Origin of the sequence: Polaribacter sp. SA4-10, assembly GCF_002163835.1 — a bacterium.
Lineage (GTDB): Bacteria > Bacteroidota > Bacteroidia > Flavobacteriales > Flavobacteriaceae > Polaribacter.
On the sequence record NZ_CP019331.1, the window covers coordinates 987,598 to 1,005,811 of the forward strand.

Genomic DNA, 18,214 nt, shown 5'->3' on the forward strand with positions numbered 1-18,214 from the left:
AAAATTTTAATTGTTGATATTTTATTTTAATAGAAAGTACATCTAAAGAGTAAATGCACTTTCTATTAATTTTAATTTTCTACCAAGGAGATGCTAAATAAGGAAAAGAAGTTGAAAATTCTTTGTCATTTGCATCTACATTATCATTAGATAATGTAGGGTTTTCAGTAAAGTCTTCTCCACCAAAAATTAATAATAACTCTACAGTAATTACATCATCTGCAAGCGCTCTTCCTGTTAATACGTTCTCACCATCAAAAAAAGTTGTTTTGCCATCTAAGGTAACTGTTAAAACATCTGTTGCTAACACACCAGAAAAAGCATCTGAAGTAAGACCTAAAGCATTCGCATCAGTTTCGTTATTAAAAGCTGGACTTAGTCCTTCTAAATTAGCTTGAAACATTGCTTTAAATGCTGCTCCTTGTTCAGAAGGAATTGTTGTGTTAAACATGTCCTTACTATCACTAGATACAAATACTGTATTTACAGCAGGTCTTCCCATTTGATCTGCTTGAGCATAAGTACCACTATAATCTGGTCCTTCTATTACTACTGGTGCCATAGTATCGTCATTATTATTACATCCAATTAGTATAAATGATGACATTAAAACTAGTGCTGTATATTTTAATATATTTAATTTCATAATCGTTTATTTTATAAGTTTATAATTATTGTTTGTTTTTTGCTTCTACCCAAGTATTTATAGAACCAGAACCACCTATCAAAGATTTTGGTACTTCAACTACTATAGACATTACATTTGATCCTGCAAATGTATCTGCTCCAGGGCTATTAAAAGCTGTTGCATTACCTGCAATAATTTCTCCGTATTGTGCAAAGTCCATAAAGAAAGGATCATCTCTTGGGCCTGCAAAAAACTTCATTCCAGCTGAGTTTGTAGAAGTTATTGCTGCAGCTCCATAAGAACTTATTTCTACAACTCCTGTAATTGATGCATCTTCTAATATAGTACTGTTTAACCCTGTTGCATTAGGTGCAACTGGCCCAAAAAAGTACATTTTGCCATCTCTAGCAATTGCTTGAATTACTAATTCTTCAACAGCATCGCCATTTGTATCAATATTAAACTCAATTAATACACCTTCATCAAAAGCTGCTGATGAAGTTGCTGATGGAGACAATAAACCTTGCGTATTTACTACAAAAGCAATTGTACTTGTGTCTTCTCCTTGGAAAGCATAAAAGTCTGTAATGTCTGCAGAACCTCCTGCAACTGCAGGCGCATCAATATGATCTGCTGCAATTGAAATTAAACCAGCTATTGATAATAAACCGGCTACTAATAAAATTTTTGTTTTTTTCATGGTGAGTGTTTTTAGTTTTTAAATTATTCTCACATATACTTACGCAACAAAAGAAGTTTCGGTTTTATAAAAGTTGCTTTTTTTTATTTATTTTTTAAAAACCCTTTAAAACATTGAGGAAAATTGATTAAAAAAATTAATTTTTATACCATACCTTTGTACAAAATAAAAATATTTTTGAAAGAAAAATTAAAAACATCCTGGAAAGAGAGACTTCATGAAATTATTTATGAAGCAGATACAAGAGCTGGAAAATTATTTGATGTTATTTTATTAGTAGCTATTCTTGCTAGTATATTGTTGGTAATGTTAGAAAGTGTAGAGCATTTAGATAATAAATATCATAATTTCTTAAATATTTCTGAATGGATTATTACCATCCTTTTTTCAATAGAATATATTTTAAGGGTTGTTTCTATAAAAAAGCCTCTAAAGTATATTTTTAGCTTTTATGGTATTATAGATTTACTATCTACCATACCTAAATATCTTTCATTATTTTTTATTGGTTCACATCATTTTGCAGCTTTAAGAGCACTAAGGTTATTAAGGGTTTTTAGAATTTTAAAATTGGCAAGATATATAGGAGCATCTAATAAATTACTAATTTCATTAAAAGCAAGTAGAGCAAAAATTCTAGTTTTCTTATTTTTTGTAATTATTCTATGTGTAATTTTAGGGACCATTATGTACATGATAGAGGGTGCTGAAAACGGGTTTACAAGTATCCCTAGAAGTGTTTATTGGGCAATTGTAACAATGACCACAGTTGGTTATGGAGACATTGCACCACATACACCTTTTGGTCAGTTTATTGCAAGTATTATTATGATTTTGGGGTATGGTATTATTGCTATTCCAACGGGTATTGTTAGTTCAGAAATAACAAAAAACAATTCTAATTCAATAGATATTAATACACAGTCTTGTTCACATTGCGCAGCTGAAGGCCATAAAGATGGCGCAGAATTCTGTTATAATTGCGGAAGTAAATTAAATTAAAATGAATTCTAAAAATTTTTTAATTACTATTGTTGGTCCAACAGCAATTGGTAAAACCGCTTTAAGTATTCAACTTTCAAAACATTTTAAGTCGGATATAATTTCTTGTGATTCTAGACAATTTTACAAAGAAATGACGATTGGAACTGCTGTACCTGAAGAAAAGGAATTAGCAGCTGCAAAACACCACTTTATACAAAATAGAAGTATTTTTGAGGATTATAATGTTGGTGAATTTGAAAGAGATACACTAACTAAACTCGATGAACTTTTCTTAGAAAACCCAATTCAAATTATGGTTGGTGGAAGCGGATTGTATGTAGATGCCGTTTTAAAAGGATTGAATTATTTTCCAAAAGTTGACCTAAAGATTAGACAACAATTAACCTTAGAGTTAGAGGAAGAAGGTCTAGAATTTCTTCAAAAAAAATTAAAAGAATTAGATATTGAAACGTACAATACAATTACAATTGATAATCCTAAAAGAGTAATTAGAGCTTTAGAAATCTGTATTGGAACAGGAACTCCCTACTCCACTTTTAAAAACAAACCTAAAACGCCAAGAAATTTCACTTCAATAAAAATTGGTTTAAATACCGATAGAGAAATTATTTACACAAGAATAAATAAACGTGTAGATAGTATGATAGAAAATGGCTTGTTAAAAGAGGCTAAAAACTTACATCAAAACAAAGATCTAAATGCCTTACAAACTGTTGGCTACAGAGAGTTATTCTCTTTTTTTGATGGCGATTTTACAAAAGAATTTGCAATTTCTGAAATTAAAAAAAACACAAGACGTTTTGCTAAAAGACAGTTAACTTGGTTTAAAAAAGATAAAGAAACAGTATGGTTTGACTATCAAACTGATGTAAATACTATTATTTCTAAAATTTCTGATAAAATTAACGCTTTTTAAAGCTTTCAGATTTTCATAATTCATTCACTTTTATATCTTTGCCACACTAAAATTATAACATGAAATCTAAAATTATTTTTATTTTTATTGCTTTTTTAAGCACAATTTCTATTGCACAATCTAAAGTTGGTACTGTAGACAGTGAATATATAATTCAGTTAATGCCAGAAAGACAAGTTGTTTTAAAAAAATCACAAGAGTATGGTGCTAAATTAGATTCTTCTTTTTCTATTAAGGTAAAAGAATACCAAACAAAAGTTGAAACTTTTAAAAAGGAAGAAGAAACTCTTGGACCGCTTATGAAGAAAACAAACTTAAAAGAATTAGGTGAACTAGAAGCTGATATTAATAAATATCAAAAAAATGGAACTCAATTAATGCAATTGAGGCAAAATGAATTAATGCGACCATTGTATAAAAAATTAAGTGTTGCTATAGAAACAATTTCAAAAGAAAATGGGTACACTCAAATATTAACGCTTACAGGAAATGAATTTGCTTATATTGATGAAAAATTTGATATTACAAATAGTGTTATTGAAAAATTAGGAATAAAAGTTCCTGAAGTGAAAAACTAATTTTCTGAAAAACATACCTAAAAATACTTCATAAAAAAAATGGCTTGAGTTTTCTCAAGCTATTTTTTTATATAAATTATTCATAAGATTAATTATGATTTAAACGAATAGAAATATTGTACTCTTTTTAGTACCAATACCATCTTTTGTAATTGCACAAAAAACAACCATTTAAATTTGAATCTAGTTTATAATACAGTAGTTCCTTGAGTCGCACCTGCGTTTACAGATGTGTATAAATTTCAAGCACGCTTAAGAGACTATAAACGTGTAGATTTGGGTATTCCTTATGTTTTTACAGATGCAAATAAACACAACTCTCTCAATTTAAATAATTTAAAGCGGGTTTAAAGCTTTTTAATCTGTTTGATATTCAAAACTCAATTACCAATACTTGGGTTAGAGATGTATATTCTAAAAATCAATTTAGAGTTCCGAATTTTATGACCGGTAGCGTTTTAAACTTTAAAGTTGGAATGAAATTTTAAATGGACTTTGAAATTTACTTTTTAGACCTATCTATACGTAATTTCAACATCCACAAATTTTAGACAATATGGATATCTATTCAATTAAAAATAAAACTTTATTTTTAATAATAGTAAGAAACAAAAAAAAGAGCAGATTTTCATCCACTCTTTTTTTACGATTTAATTCATAAGTAATTAAAACCTACTTTATATTATAAACCTAATTCTGCACAAACATTACCTGGTAATGGATAATTTAAGATATCCATTACCGTTTTATTAAAAGTATAAGTCCCCTTACCAGAGTTCCCATCATAAAATAATTGTAAATTATATTGCTTATTTAAGGTAACACCTGGAATTGAAATTTTACCGTCTTTTATCAAACCTACATCAGAATACTCACCAGAACCTGATACATATTCTATTTTCATTCTAACCTGATTAGGCACTATAGAAGAACTACCACTACATTTAGCTGAAATATTTAATTCAACCGTATCACCATCTGGTATTGCCTGGTCTAAAGTGCCTTGAGATACATTAGCATTTCCTGAACACCAATCGATAAGATCAGTAGTCATAGATGTTCCAGTACCATTAAGCGTAAGTGTAGCTTGCACCGAAGGAGCATTATTTATTTCTAAAAAAGTTTCACCAGACACCGTTTTCTTTACTGCGGTACCTTCTGCTAATTTATTACCTTGAGCATCCTTAAATACTGCTTCATAAGATGCTTCAAAATAAGCACCTTTGCTTCCCAAATTAATATATGCTTTTTTGCTATTACATAATGTAACAACCGCACCTATTGTAAACGTACTTAAATGATCTGTTTGTAAATCTACCACTAATTTACCATTTCTAGAAATCACTGCTGCTTTATTTTCAAATACCCAATTTCCATTATCACTTGTAGAATAAATGCTAAATTCATCTCCAGCTTTTACAGCTTGCCCTGTCTTTGGGTTTATATAAGTCGCACTAATATCCATAGAAACCGTTATTTCTTTTTCAAATTTCTTTACTTCCGTAGCTCCTACAAACATATTAATATCTGCTGTTGCCACTGGCTTTATAATAGCATTTGTTAAAGTATCTCCATTTTCATCTACGATAGATTTTGCGTTACCATTTATAGAAGACCTACTTGCCTCTTCATCGTTACCGTCAAAATATACAACTTGTGCCGTTAAATCACCGGAAGTAATTTTAGATTCATTAGCATCTAAAAAAGAATTATCTGCAGGTACTACTATTTCTGCCGCTGTATTGGTAGAAGAGGCTTCTGTAGCTACAGTAATTGCTGCTGTATTAGAGCCACCACTAGCAAGTGCAGCCGTTTGTTGTGCAACTGCGACACCTGATGGCACTTCTTTAATATTTAAAAACGTTGCTCTAATTTCTGTTATAGAATCTGCTGGAGAAATCGTTATTTCAAGATTTTTCGTTAAATAATCTTTACCAGAAATTTCCAAATTAAAAGTTATAGGCTCAGTAAAACCTCTGTAACTTGGATTTACGGCGAAGGCAGCGATACCGTCATTTATATCCCAAGTATCCTTAAAAAAACCTCCTTCAGTAACTAAAAAATTTGGTCTAGAATCGTCTGTAATAACTTTAGCTGTTAATGCAGTACCCGCTAAATTATCCTGATCTGCTAAATCTGTTATCGCTATAAAACCTTTATGAGTAAAGACATTAGTATCTAATCTTAATTCGATGATGCCTGTTGGATCTGTTGGTATTTCACAAGAAACCATAAAAACTGTTAGTGCTAAGAAAGCAAAAGAGAAAATTTTCTTAATTTTTTTTATTGTTATTCTGTAAGTATTTTTCATGTTTTTATTTTATTTTAAAATGCGTATGCTAATCTAAATTGAAACAAAGGTATAAATTCCCAAGTTTTAAATGTTTGTTGTACTTTTTCTTCTTGACTTGCTGTAGGTGCTAAAAGTTTAGTTGCATCTAAAGAAATATTTGGAGATTGACTATAATAGTAACCTAACTCTACACCAAAACCTAATTTTCCTTTTGGTACAGCTCTACCAAAACCAAAACCTAAATACGGCGCCACTTTTTCCCAAGAAAAACCAATGTTTAAATTTCCATAATCTTCTTTTGTAAGCACAACATCTCCAAAAGTAACGGATTCTTCATATTCCATCAAGATGTCTAATTTCATCTTATTAATAACACCAAGACCTCCAACTAATTTAAAAGAAGAGTTTTTAAAAGGTAACATTTCTATCAACAGATCTAGTGTACTAGATTCTGCAGATACTATACCAGTCACTGCATTGCCACTAATATCTAATTCTCCTGCTTTATAATCTTCAATTTTAAAAAAATTGTATCTTACCTTGGCACTAAAATGTTCTGAAATCTTTCTAGAATAATCAACAGCAAAACCTGGGAATCCTGCCGAGACTCCTAAGGCATTCATTCTTCCCTTTGTTTCTTCTGTTTCTTCTGTTGTATCCAATAAGTCTATTGTTTCTTGTGCAATAGATACCGATACAAAGCATAAGCTCAGTAAAAGAGGATAAATAATTTTCTTCATAGTTTAATAAATTTGGTTAGTTTCTTAGTTTTTTTTTTATTTAAGAATGTAAATATAAACATATTCACTATCAATAGACATTTTATAACGGTAAAATACCATAACCCATCGATAAACTTCAAAATAATATCAGCTTATTGATTATAAATGTATTGTAAATATGTTAAAAAAACATTAAAAATGTATATAAATCTAATTTTTTATGTTTTTACTTTAATTTTTTAGTTGATATTTTTTTATTACTACTAATAAATTTAATTTTCATTTAATATAAAAAAAACACTCAATAATGGTTGCTTTAAATAAAAAAAAAAAAAAAAAAAATTGGCTTATATTAACTCGTTTTCTCAAATCAAAACAAATTCACTTACCTTTATTATTCTTTTATTAATTTTGAGGTTAAAATACCTTTGTTTCCGGTTTTTAAGTCTTCAAAGAAAATGAAAAATAAAAAAATATACAGTATACATAAATACGTATACTTAACAAAAAAAAAGAGCTGATTTTCATCAACCCCTTTAAATATAATAATATTTCAATAATTTTACTCTAAAATCTGAGCAGCATGTGCTTTGGTTTTTACTTTAGCAATTACATCTTCAATTATACCCGTTTTGTCAATTACAAAAGTAGTTCTATGGATTCCATCATAGGATTTTCCCATAAATTTCTTTGGTCCCCAAACTCCAAAAGCATTTATCACACTTTTATCTTCATCTGCTAAAAGAGAAAATGGTAATTGATGTTTATCAATCCAATTTTGTTGTCTTTTTGCAGAATCTGCACTTACACCTAAAACATCATATCCTTTTGCTAAAAAAGATTGATAATTGTCTCTTAAATTACACGCTTCTGCCGTACAACCAGGTGTACTAGCCTTTGGGTAAAAGAATAAAACTAGCTTTTTACCCGCATAATCTGCTAATTTTACCGTATTCCCTTCTTGGTCTTTTGCTTCAAATTGAGGAGCATTATCTCCTACTTTTAAGGTTGTCATATCTATTTTTTGTGACAAATATACAAACTGAAAAATAAATTTTAAGTAAGAAATAAAAATTAAATATTATACTAACTTTGTAACTTTGAAAACCTAGAAAATTTGCAAATCTAAAAGATGACAAAAAAAGAAAAAGTACAATTTGTAATTGATACACTTCAGGAAAAATACCCAGAGATTCCAATTCCTTTAGATCATAAAGATCCTTACACATTATTAATTGCTGTGCTATTATCTGCACAATGTACAGATGTAAGAGTTAATAAGATTACACCAATATTGTTTGCTAAAGCAGACAACCCTTTTGATATGGTAAAAATGTCTGTGGAAGAAATTAAAGCAATTATTAGACCTTGTGGCTTATCACCAATGAAAAGTAAAGGAATTTATGGTTTGTCTAAAATTTTGATTGAAAAATATAATGGCGAAGTTCCCCAAAGTTTTGAAGGTTTAGAAGAATTACCAGCTGTTGGCCATAAAACAGCAAGTGTTGTTATGAGTCAGGCTTTTGGTATTCCTGCCTTTCCTGTTGATACTCACATTCATCGATTAATGTGGCGCTGGAATTTATCAAACGGAAAAAATGTTACACAAACAGAAAAAGATGCCAAAAGACTATTTCCGAAAGAATTGTGGAACGACTTACATTTACAAATGATTTGGTATGGAAGAGAATATTCGCCAGCAAGAGGTTGGAATTTAGAAAAAGATATTATTACAAAAACGATTGGAAGAAAATCGGTTTTAGATGATTATTATAAAAAATAGCCTTCTATTTATTGGCAAATAGTTGCGTTAGGGATTGAAACGGCATCCTTTTTATGCGAAACAGGATTCAGTATCTGTTATAAATAATTAAATTGCTTTTATTAATAAAGAGATGCTAAACTAAATTCAGCATCAGAAAAAGATATAGTAAAAAGCCCGACCTTTAGGTAACGCCCAAATTAAAAAAAGCCCCAACAATAGTTGAAGCTTTTTCCACTCTTAATTCAAATTCAATTCAATGAAGTCTTCTGATTTAGTTTTCACAAAAGTTAGCGATTTGGAAAAATTAATCAAAAACTGAATTGTTTCATCTGTAGGTTGCATCTGTAAATTAGATGTCTTTTTTGAGTAAAGTTGCATCGTATAAGCTATTTAATTTATTGATTATAAACTATTAACGAAACAATTTTACATTTATTATTAATTCACTAAAATAATTTTATGTTTTTCTATTAATTTTCTCATATTTATTAAAGCATAACGCATTCTACCCAATGCTGTATTGATGCTAACCCCAGTGTTTTCGCTTATTTCTTTAAAACTCATGTCTTTGTACATACGCATAACTAAAACTTCTTTTTGTTCTTCTGGCAGCTCTTTTACTAACTCTCTAACATCATCATAAATCTGTTCTTGTATAATTTGTTTCTCAGCATTTAGGCTTCCATCACCTAAAACAGAAAAAATATCAAAATCATCTGTATTTTTAAAAGAGGGCATTCTATTCGTTTTTCTAAAATGGTCTATAACTAAATTATGCGCAATACGCATAACCCAAGGTAAAAACTTACCTTCTTCATTATAATTACCTTTTTTTAACGTTCTAATTACTTTTATAAAAGTATCTTGAAAAACATCTTCTGTAAGATCTTTATCTTGAATTTTACTATAAATGAAACTATATAAACGCTGCTTGTGTTTTTTAATTAAAATAGACAAAGAAGCTTCATTTCCTTTTATATAATCACTTACTAAAATACTGTCTGAAATAGTTTTTGTATGCATAACAAATTACTTTAAGAAAAGCTAGAAAGCCTCTCGTTTATATTATTAATAATAATTTTAAAGTAATTTTTTATCTATATGCGTCTAATTTTCTGATGTTTAAGAACTGCAAATATCAATATTATTTTCCGAATCAACAACTATTTTAACAAATTACTTTTTCATTCTATTAAAAATCGATTAAAAAAGTGGTATTTTTAACGCTTATTTTTAAACTAAATGAAAGCTGACTTATCTACTATAAATCCTAAAGAAAACATCATAATTAAAGGAGCTAAACTCCATAACTTAAAGAATATAGATGTTGTTATTCCAAGAAATAAATTGGTAGTAATTACGGGTCTTTCTGGTTCTGGAAAATCTTCTTTGGCTTTTGATACGCTTTATGCAGAAGGACAAAGGCGCTATGTAGAGAGTTTATCTTCTTATGCGCGTCAGTTTTTAGGAAAATTACACAAACCAAAAGTAGATTATATAAAAGGGATTTCTCCCGCAATTGCTATTGAGCAAAAAGTAAATTCTACAAATCCACGTTCTACAGTGGGCACATCTACAGAAATATACGATTATGTTAAACTATTATATGCAAGAATTGGTAAAACCATCTCTCCCATTTCTGGACAAGAAGTAAAAAAAGATACGGTTGCTGATGTAGTAAATTTTGTAAAAAATTTTACAGACAAAACAAAATTATTATTACTTGCTCCTATTGTTATTGATGAAAATAGAGATTTAAAAACAGTTTTACAAGTTTTAGAACAACAAGGGTATGCGCGTTTAAAATGGAATGAAAACGTATATAGAATTACAGATTTCCCACAAGATGAGTTTAAAAATGAAGATTTATTTTTAGTTGTTGATAGAATCATTACCAAAGATGATGAAGATTTTTACAACCGATTAGCAGATGCAATTCAGACTGCTTTTTTTGAAGGAAAAGGGGTTTGTTTCATTCAAAATCTAGCAGATAATAAAGTAGCTGAGTTCAGCAATAAGTTTGATTTAGACGGAATGTCTTTTCTAGAACCAAACACACATTTATTCAGTTTTAACAATCCTTATGGTGCTTGCCCAACTTGTGAAGGTTATGGTAATGTTATTGGTATTGATGCAGAATTAGTAATTCCAAATACAGGTTTATCAATTTTTGAAGATTGTATTTTCCCTTTTAAAACGCCTTCTTACATTCATTATAAAGAAGATTTAATTGAAGTTGCTTACCAATTTGATATTCCTATTCATAAACCTTGGTTTGAACTTTCTGAAAAACAAAAAGAGTTAGTTTGGAATGGAAATAAAAGTTTCAACGGAATTCATCATTTCTTTACTGCTTTAGAAGAAAAAAGCTATAAAATTCAGAATAGAGTATTGCTTTCTCGTTACAGAGGAAAAACAAAATGTACTACTTGTAATGGTAAACGTTTACGTAAAGAAACCGATTATATAAAAATAAATGAGAAAACAATTTCTGATTTAGTTACACTTCCGTTAGATGAATTAACCGTGTTTTTTAAAAACCTAAAATTAGATAAATACGACGCAAAAATTGGAAAACGTTTGTTGACAGAAATCAATAATAGATTGCAATTTTTAAATGATGTTGGCCTTAATTATTTAACCATCAACAGAACTTCAAACACACTTTCTGGAGGAGAAAGTCAGCGTATAAATTTGGCAACTTCTTTAGGTAGTTCGCTAGTTGGTTCTATGTATATTTTAGATGAGCCTAGTATTGGTTTGCATCCAAAAGACACAGAAAGATTAATTAAAGTTTTAAAAGATTTACGCGATTTAGGAAATACAGTTATTGTAGTTGAACATGATGAAGATATCATGAAAGAAGCCGATTATATTATAGATATTGGCCCTGAAGCCGGTACTTTTGGTGGACATGTAGTTGCGGAAGGAAATTTTAAAGACATTTTAAAAAGCGATTCTTTAACAGCAAAATATTTAAATGAAGATTTAAAAATTGAAGTTCCTAAAAAACGTAGAACATCAGAAAATAGCATTCAAATTATTGGTGCGAGAGAACATAATTTACAAAATATTGATGTTACTTTTCCCTTGAATTGTTTATCAGTAATAACCGGAGTTTCTGGTTCTGGTAAAAGTACTTTGGTGAAAAGTATTTTGTATCCATCGATGCAAAAAAAACTAATTGGCTATGGAGATAAAGTTGGGCAACACACAGAAATAAAAGGAAATTTTGAGAACATAAAACACGTAGAATTTATTGATCAAAACCCAATTGGCCGTTCTTCTCGTTCAAATCCTGTAACCTATATTAAAGCCTATGATGATATTAGAATGTTGTATTCTAATCAGAAATTATCTAAAATAAGAAACTACAAACCAAAACATTTTTCTTTTAATGTTGAAGGGGGACGTTGTGAGGTTTGTAAAGGTGAAGGTGAAGTTACTATTGAAATGCAATTTATGGCAGATGTGCATTTAGAATGTGATGTTTGTAACGGAAAACGTTTCAAAAAAGAAGTTTTAGAAGTAAAATTTGATGGAAAATCTATTGATGACATTTTAAATCTTACCATTGATGATGCAGTCGCTTTTTTCTCAGAAAATTTAGTAACTAAAATTGCAAGTAAACTAAAACCTTTGCAAGACGTTGGTTTAGGATATGTAAAATTAGGACAATCGTCTTCTACCCTTTCTGGTGGAGAAGCGCAACGTATAAAATTGGCTTCCTTTTTAGTAAAAGGAAACACAAAAGACAAAGCGTTGTTTATTTTTGATGAACCAACAACAGGGTTACATTTTCATGATATTCAGAAATTATTAGCTTCTTTTAATGCGTTAATTGATAAAGGACATTCTATTATTGTGATAGAACATAATATTGAGTTGATTAAATGTGCAGATTATATTATTGATTTAGGTTTAGATGGTGGAAAAAAAGGTGGAAATCTAATATTTCAAGGAACGCCAGAAGCATTAGCTAAAAATAAAAAATCGTACACAGCTAAGTATTTGGCGGAGAAATTGGTTTAGTAGAAGCTATTTCCTGCTTTCACTACTCGCTTTTTTTATCCTAAAAAGGAATAAAAAAGAGCTCAAACAAACCGTTCAATCAGGGCTAAACTTGTTTGTGAACAAATAGTAAAAAAATTAAGTAAGTGCCATTTAATAAAAATGAGATTTCTCAATCGCTAAAAATCTCATTTCGAAATGACAACCGATAGAAATAAAAGAAAGTAAAATGATTACAAACCTAACAGACAAACAAAAAGTTAATTGGGTAAGAATAATTGCAATTATTCCTGTTCTAATTTTAATGATGTATGCTCCAAAATTATGGGTTGCCACTAAAGTATTTCCTGTAATTCCTTTATTTGATTGGTTGCCAATACTTAAATATCCTTTTGATTATATTTTAGCTGGGTTCTTTTTTATTATTCAGATCGTTTATATTTTTCAGAATAAAAGGTGGCAAGGTTGGGTTGTAATTCTACTCTATGTTTTTCTAGCTTTAATAGATCAAAATAGGCTTCAGCCCTATTTCTACCAAAGTTTTCTAACACTCTTTGCTATTGAAATCTTTAATAGAAAAGTACCTCCTAAAAAAGTACTTTATGCAATAATTTTACTCTTTTTTGCTACTTATTTTTGGAGCGGAATTCAGAAAGTAAATGAAGCCTTTTACATACAATGGTTAACAGCTTTAAACAAACATTTTAGTTTTTTACCACAATGGTTTTTAGTTGCTTTTACATATTTAGTTCCTTGGTTAGAAGCATCAATGGGCATTTTATTATTATTTAATAAAACTCGAAAATTGGGTGTGTTATTTATTTTATCAATGCATGGAATTATTACTTTTCTTCTCTTTTATCTTGGTTATGGCTACAATGTTGTTCCTTGGAATATTCAGAATATGTTGAGTGTTGTTCTCTTATTTTGGGGATTAAAAACCACAAATGCATTCGAATTTTTTGTATCATTTTTCAACAAACAAAAAATAGCGATTCTAATTTTTACACTCATTTTACCGCTTACTAATAACGTAACAGGTTTTTATGATAGCTTGTTGTCTTTTCATTTTTTTACTGCAGATTTAAACTATTACAATGTTTTTATCAATGAAGAGTTAGAAGATGCTTTACCAGAACATATTCAACTTTTTTATCGTTTTGAAAATGGGAACGCCTATCTAAATATGAATGAATGGGCACAGTATGATAATAAAGTATTGTTCTACCCAGAAGAAAGAATTATTAAATATATGGATGTGTATTTGCGCTCTTTTGCAGAAAATCCAAATGAAAAAGGATTAACAAGACTGGTTGTTTATAATCAATAAAATTATTCTTAATTTCAATTTATTTTACGAATTCTAATTAACAACCTACGAATTCTAAAACACCTAAGATTAATACCAACTTCTCTTCTACTTTTGATGTATAATAACATTTAAAAATCAGAAAAGATGAACACATTATTAAGAAAATCGGCATTTGTAGTAAGTATTTTATTAGCAACCAGTTCTTTTATTAGTTGCAATAAAACGGACCCTAAACCAGAAAACGAACCTGTTTTACTTGCAGAACACAGCATTACTCCTTCAGAAAAAATGGTTGAAACTTTTACAAGAAAACCTGTTGTATTTATTGCAGGAATAGATAAAGGAGATGCAACTTTTTATGCGGATGCAAGATTATTTTTTCAAGAAAAAGAGTTTGAAATAATTAACCAACAATATTCTTTAGAAGAAATCATTTCTTGGCTAAATAATAATGTTTCTCAAGTTCCTTTTGGAGAAATCCATATTGTAACCAAAAGCAACCCTTTTAAAGGAATGGATTTAGAAACGGTCATTAATGGACAAAAAGTTACTGCAGAAACACTCCGAAAAAATATTACGCAAGGAAATTTACCCGCATTAGAAGAAGTAGTAAATCCCAACTCAAAAATTGTATTTCACGCCTCTGGTTTATCAGAAAACAAGGAATTAATGAAAACTCTAAAAGATGCTTTTTGTAATATTACAATCCCAAAAATTGTAGCATCTCCTTATCATACAGTTTTTGGCGGAGAATTCTCTAAACATTATTTAGCAAAACCATATTACGTTTTTTATCCAACTGCAAATTCACCAGGGAAAACAGATTTATCGAAAGAAATTTCAAGAAAATATTTAGAAGAAAAAGAGATAGATTGGTTTGATGCTTTAAATAATAAAGAAGAAAGGTATGTTGGTGAAGCCTATACAATACAATTTAATATTCCACTAAAATGGGAATTTGATTACCACAATTCTGATGATGAAATACCAACGTTTACAATGCAAGAAGAAGTAATGGATTGGATTGAACAACAAGAAGAATTAAAGTTAGAATTAAGCAAATACAATGTGCCAATTGAGAAATTTAGATGGAATTGGAGTTTAAAAAACAGCAAATTAATAATTAAAGGAACTACCACTGTTTTATGTGTTTTAAAACCATTAATTAAACCTTATGGAGAATTACAACACATAGAACCAGACACAGATAACAAGCGATTATACGCTATGAAGTAAAATATAACGGGAATGACAATTATATAAGAAACCTTGATGCAAAGCCTCAAGGAGCTTTTTTAAATTGATAAACGTCATTACACAAAATTAAAAATGGTGTAATGACGTTTTAATTAGTAAGTTTGTTTCTGATGAATATATATAGTAAAGTCTTATTGTTTGTACTACTTTTTATTTCTGTTGAGATTGCTTCTCAACGAAATAAATTACAGATATTCACACTATCAGATGGCTTACCAAGTTTATCTATTAATGACATTATTCAAGATGAAATTGGTTATTTATGGCTGGCAACAGATAAAGGATTAGTTCGGTTTGATGGAAATCAATTCAAACATTTTAATTTACACAGTAGTTCAAAAGCAAATGCTCTTTTTTATAAAAACGATGCCTTATTTATTGGTTATAACCATGGATTATTCATTAAAAAAGAGCACGAAATCACCTCTTTAGGAAAAGAAAAAGTAATAAAAATTGTTTCTATCGATAATAAAATTATATGCTGCACAACCCAGGGAATTTTTGAATTCAAAGAAGGTTATTTACAACCTTTACCAATTAGTACACAAATAGATTTTTCTATTATAAATGATGTTCTTTTTGCAGAAAACTCAATATACATAGCTACAAATAGAGCTTTATGGAATATAGATCAACTTGTAAAACCAACAAGAATTAATAAAGTTTTAGAAGACAATAGTGTTTCGCTCCTTTTAGAAAAGAACAAAATAATAGTAGCAACTTCTAAAAATGGCATTAAAATTATTACGAATCTTAAAGTTGAACGAAGCATAAATTCTGAAGTTAAGACCACTTCAATAAAGAAGATTGATACTGAACTTTGGGTGATCACAAATGGAAACGGAATTGAGGTTTATAACCTCAATGATTTCTCTTTTCAAAAGAAAATAAACAAATACAATTCTTTAATTTCAAATGAGATAAATACCGTTTTTAAAGACAATCAAAATAATATTTGGATTGCCTCAAAAAAAGAAGGACTTTATAAGTATACAAACTCAGATTTTAATAGTAATAAGCATTCTAATAGAAAGAAAAAAGGAATAAAACCAACTATTTTTATTGCCAATATAAGCGTTAATTATAAAAGTATCTCTTCATTAAACACAAGTAACTTACTTTTAAAACCAACAGAAAACAACATCTCATTTTCTTATAAAACAGTAGATTTAAGCAACCCAAAAAACATTAAATACAGATACAAATTAAAAGGTAATTTTTCTCCTTGGAGCAAAAATAACAACGTTAAATTTGCTAATTTAAATGAAGGAAATTACACATTTGTAGTACAATCTAAAAAAGGTTTACAATTAAGTGAAGAAAAATATTTTTCTTTTTCTATTGACACTCCTATCTATAAAAAACCTTGGTTTTTAATATTAAGTTTTGCCTTTATTCTTTTATTATTTGCTCTTTTAATTGATGTTACTATTAGAAAGATTAAAAAGAAAAATCAACAAGAAGTAAAAAAATTACAATTAGAAAATCATTTACTTACTTTAGAGCAAAAAGCGTTGCAGTTGCAAATGAATCCGCATTTTATTTTTAATGTTTTAAACGGAATAAAAGCACTGGGTAATTCAGGAAAAATAATTGAATTAAATAAAACTATTTCACAATTTTCCCTTCTTTTAAGAAGTGTCTTAAACAATTCTCGCTTAGAAGAAATTAGCTTAAAAGATGAAATTGAATCTTTAAAGAATTACTTGGAATTAGAGAAACAAATGAGTTCAAAAACTTTTGAGTATTTTATAGAAACATCATTAAATAATATAGATTCAGAAGAAATTTTAATTCCACCAATGTTAATACAACCCTTTATAGAAAATAGTATAAAACACGGAATTCAGCTAAATTCTAAAGAGGGAAAAATCACTATTTCTTTTGAAGTAAAACACCAATTTTTACAGTGTAGAATCTCTGATAATGGAATAGGAATTCATCAATCTAAAAAACAAAAAGAGAATGAGAGTCATCATTCAGTTGCTTTAAAAGTAACCAAAGAAAGAATTAAAAACCTATCTAAAAAAAGTTCTTTTTTAATTGAAGAAACAAACAATAAAGGAAAAACATCAGGGACCAAAGTGAGCTTCAAAATACCTTTAAAAACAGATTATTAAAAATTTCTATGAAAAAACGAACCGCAATATTAGTAGATGATATGCCAATTGCATTAGAAATGTTAACCAATGACATTTCTAAGAATCATTCTGAAATAGAAATTATAGGAACTGCAAAAAGTGTTGTAGAAGCTGCCAAATTGTTACGTAAAAAACAACCAGATATTTTATTTTTAGATATTATGCTTGGAGACGGCACTGGTTTTGATATTTTAGAAATTTTTCCAGAATTAAAATCTAAAATCATTTTTGTAACGGCAAGTGATGCTTATGCGATTAAAGCGTTTAAATTTGCTGCAATAGATTATGTTTTAAAACCTTATTCTGATGAAGATTTAGCAAATTCTATAGAAAAGGCACAAAATCAAATTCAACCAGATAAAGAGCAATTAAATGTTCTACAACAAGCAGTAATAGCTCCTAATAAGAAACCTACAAAAATTTCTTTGCATACTTCAGATAAAATTATTGTTGTTAATCTTAAAGATATAGTCCGTTGTAAATCTGATAATAATTACACTACTTTCTATTTTAATGATCAACAAAATATTTTGGTTTCAAAAACATTAAAATATTATGCAGATATGTTAAAAGAAGTGGGTTTTTTAAGAGTTCATCAAAGTCACCTTGTAAACACCAAATACATTAAAGAGTTTATAAAGTCTGACGGAGGCTATTTAATTTTAAAGGATCAAAGTAACGTTCCTGTTTCTGTTAGAAAAAAAAATGAGGTGTTGGAAGTATTAAATTCATTTTAAATTCTATTGTAAAAAAAAATCCTTCTCATAATGAGAAGGATTCTATTTTTGGGTGGAAGACGGGATTCGAACCCGCGACCCTCGGTACCACAAACCGATACTCTAACCAACTGAGCTACAACCACCATATAATTGCGGGTGCAAATATA

Annotated in this window: 15 protein-coding genes and 1 tRNA gene; 9 read left to right on the forward strand and 7 right to left on the reverse strand. The window is 29.0% G+C overall.

The annotated features are described in order from the left end of the window. Positions 1–79: 79 nt before the first annotated feature. Together BTO04_RS15585 and BTO04_RS15590 are read right to left on the reverse strand one after the other, a co-directional pair. Complete coding sequence (locus BTO04_RS15585) at positions 80–646, reverse strand: DUF4331 family protein (protein WP_087563364.1); 567 nt, start codon at positions 644–646, stop codon at positions 80–82. A gap of 25 nt (positions 647–671) precedes the next feature. Continuing rightward, positions 672–1,328 carry a DUF4331 family protein gene (locus tag BTO04_RS15590; RefSeq protein ID WP_087563365.1) on the reverse strand — a complete coding sequence of 219 codons (657 nt, stop codon included), beginning with the start codon at positions 1,326–1,328 and terminating at the stop codon, positions 672–674. 177 nt (positions 1,329–1,505) lie between these two features. Here BTO04_RS15590 and BTO04_RS04530 point away from each other — a divergent pair, with 177 nt between their 5' ends. From BTO04_RS04530 to BTO04_RS04540, 3 genes are read left to right on the forward strand one after another with little or no spacing between them, the layout of a single operon-like run. Beyond that, on the forward strand, positions 1,506–2,330 hold the full coding sequence (locus BTO04_RS04530; protein ID WP_087563366.1) for an ion transporter: 825 nt from the start codon (positions 1,506–1,508) through the stop codon (positions 2,328–2,330). A gap of 1 nt (position 2,331) precedes the next feature. Beyond that, entirely contained in the window at positions 2,332–3,249 is a 918-nt protein-coding gene (gene miaA / locus BTO04_RS04535; protein WP_087563367.1) for a tRNA (adenosine(37)-N6)-dimethylallyltransferase MiaA, read from the forward strand. A gap of 59 nt (positions 3,250–3,308) precedes the next feature. Beyond that, complete coding sequence (locus tag BTO04_RS04540) at positions 3,309–3,827, forward strand: OmpH family outer membrane protein (protein ID WP_087563368.1); 519 nt, start codon at positions 3,309–3,311, stop codon at positions 3,825–3,827. A 682-nt stretch (positions 3,828–4,509) separates the two neighbouring features. On the opposite strand, the gene BTO04_RS04550 is transcribed toward BTO04_RS04540, so the two are convergent. The 3 genes from BTO04_RS04550 to bcp form a co-directional block, all read right to left on the reverse strand. Beyond that, positions 4,510–6,138, reverse strand: coding sequence for a hypothetical protein (locus tag BTO04_RS04550; protein ID WP_087563369.1), 1,629 nt, complete (start codon positions 6,136–6,138; stop codon positions 4,510–4,512). Between the two features lie 14 nt (positions 6,139–6,152). Then, positions 6,153–6,860, reverse strand: a complete 708-nt coding sequence (locus BTO04_RS04555; RefSeq protein WP_157662431.1) for a hypothetical protein — start codon at positions 6,858–6,860, stop codon at positions 6,153–6,155. 544 nt (positions 6,861–7,404) lie between these two features. Continuing rightward, positions 7,405–7,857, reverse strand: a complete 453-nt coding sequence (gene bcp, locus BTO04_RS04560) for a thioredoxin-dependent thiol peroxidase (protein WP_087563371.1) — start codon at positions 7,855–7,857, stop codon at positions 7,405–7,407. A 117-nt stretch (positions 7,858–7,974) separates the two neighbouring features. Between bcp and nth the strand changes: the two genes are divergently transcribed. Continuing rightward, positions 7,975–8,625, forward strand: a complete 651-nt coding sequence (nth, locus tag BTO04_RS04565) for an endonuclease III (protein ID WP_087563372.1) — start codon at positions 7,975–7,977, stop codon at positions 8,623–8,625. Positions 8,626–9,045: 420 nt separating this feature from the next. Here nth and BTO04_RS04570 read toward each other — a convergent pair whose 3' ends face one another. Continuing rightward, complete coding sequence (locus BTO04_RS04570) at positions 9,046–9,630, reverse strand: RNA polymerase sigma factor (RefSeq protein ID WP_087563373.1); 585 nt, start codon at positions 9,628–9,630, stop codon at positions 9,046–9,048. A 219-nt stretch (positions 9,631–9,849) separates the two neighbouring features. On the opposite strand from BTO04_RS04570, the gene uvrA reads away from it, so the two are divergent. The 5 genes from uvrA to BTO04_RS04595 all read left to right on the forward strand — a co-directional run bounded on the left by uvrA (position 9,850) and on the right by BTO04_RS04595 (position 18,065). Then, positions 9,850–12,639, forward strand: coding sequence for an excinuclease ABC subunit UvrA (uvrA, locus tag BTO04_RS04575; protein ID WP_087563374.1), 2,790 nt, complete (start codon positions 9,850–9,852; stop codon positions 12,637–12,639). 208 nt (positions 12,640–12,847) lie between these two features. Next, the gene (locus tag BTO04_RS04580; RefSeq protein ID WP_087563375.1) at positions 12,848–13,948 is read left to right on the forward strand and encodes a MauE/DoxX family redox-associated membrane protein; all 1,101 of its coding nucleotides are present in this window, start codon (positions 12,848–12,850) and stop codon (positions 13,946–13,948) included. A gap of 126 nt (positions 13,949–14,074) precedes the next feature. After that, positions 14,075–15,166 (forward strand): hypothetical protein, encoded by a 1,092-nt coding sequence (locus BTO04_RS04585; protein ID WP_087563376.1) that lies wholly within the window; start codon positions 14,075–14,077, stop codon positions 15,164–15,166. A 131-nt stretch (positions 15,167–15,297) separates the two neighbouring features. After that, positions 15,298–17,307 carry a sensor histidine kinase gene (locus BTO04_RS04590; RefSeq protein ID WP_087563377.1) on the forward strand — a complete coding sequence of 670 codons (2,010 nt, stop codon included), beginning with the start codon at positions 15,298–15,300 and terminating at the stop codon, positions 17,305–17,307. An 8-nt stretch (positions 17,308–17,315) separates the two neighbouring features. Beyond that, positions 17,316–18,065: a LytTR family DNA-binding domain-containing protein gene (locus tag BTO04_RS04595; RefSeq protein WP_087563378.1), complete on the forward strand. Its 750-nt coding sequence runs from the start codon at positions 17,316–17,318 to the stop codon at positions 18,063–18,065. A gap of 50 nt (positions 18,066–18,115) precedes the next feature. Here the strand turns inward: BTO04_RS04595 and BTO04_RS04600 are convergent. Then, a tRNA-His gene (locus BTO04_RS04600) sits at positions 18,116–18,191 on the reverse strand. Between the last annotated feature and the right edge of the window lie 23 nt (positions 18,192–18,214).

Excerpts from the sequence above, each read along its gene's own strand:
- BTO04_RS15585 (WP_087563364.1), bottom strand. The coding sequence starts at position 646 with ATGAAATTAAATATATTAAAATATACAGCACTAGTTTTAATGTCATCA.
- BTO04_RS15590 (WP_087563365.1), bottom strand. The coding sequence starts at position 1,328 with ATGAAAAAAACAAAAATTTTATTAGTAGCCGGTTTATTATCAATAGCT.
- miaA (WP_087563367.1), top strand. The coding sequence starts at position 2,332 with ATGAATTCTAAAAATTTTTTAATTACTATTGTTGGTCCAACAGCAATT.
- BTO04_RS04540 (WP_087563368.1), top strand. The coding sequence starts at position 3,309 with ATGAAATCTAAAATTATTTTTATTTTTATTGCTTTTTTAAGCACAATT.
- BTO04_RS04550 (WP_087563369.1), bottom strand. The coding sequence starts at position 6,138 with ATGAAAAATACTTACAGAATAACAATAAAAAAAATTAAGAAAATTTTC.
- BTO04_RS04555 (WP_157662431.1), bottom strand. The coding sequence starts at position 6,860 with ATGAAGAAAATTATTTATCCTCTTTTACTGAGCTTATGCTTTGTATCG.
- bcp (WP_087563371.1), bottom strand. The coding sequence starts at position 7,857 with ATGACAACCTTAAAAGTAGGAGATAATGCTCCTCAATTTGAAGCAAAA.
- nth (WP_087563372.1), top strand. The coding sequence starts at position 7,975 with ATGACAAAAAAAGAAAAAGTACAATTTGTAATTGATACACTTCAGGAA.
- BTO04_RS04570 (WP_087563373.1), bottom strand. The coding sequence starts at position 9,630 with ATGCATACAAAAACTATTTCAGACAGTATTTTAGTAAGTGATTATATA.
- uvrA (WP_087563374.1), top strand. The coding sequence starts at position 9,850 with ATGAAAGCTGACTTATCTACTATAAATCCTAAAGAAAACATCATAATT.
- BTO04_RS04580 (WP_087563375.1), top strand. The coding sequence starts at position 12,848 with ATGATTACAAACCTAACAGACAAACAAAAAGTTAATTGGGTAAGAATA.
- BTO04_RS04585 (WP_087563376.1), top strand. The coding sequence starts at position 14,075 with ATGAACACATTATTAAGAAAATCGGCATTTGTAGTAAGTATTTTATTA.
- BTO04_RS04590 (WP_087563377.1), top strand. The coding sequence starts at position 15,298 with ATGAATATATATAGTAAAGTCTTATTGTTTGTACTACTTTTTATTTCT.
- BTO04_RS04595 (WP_087563378.1), top strand. The coding sequence starts at position 17,316 with ATGAAAAAACGAACCGCAATATTAGTAGATGATATGCCAATTGCATTA.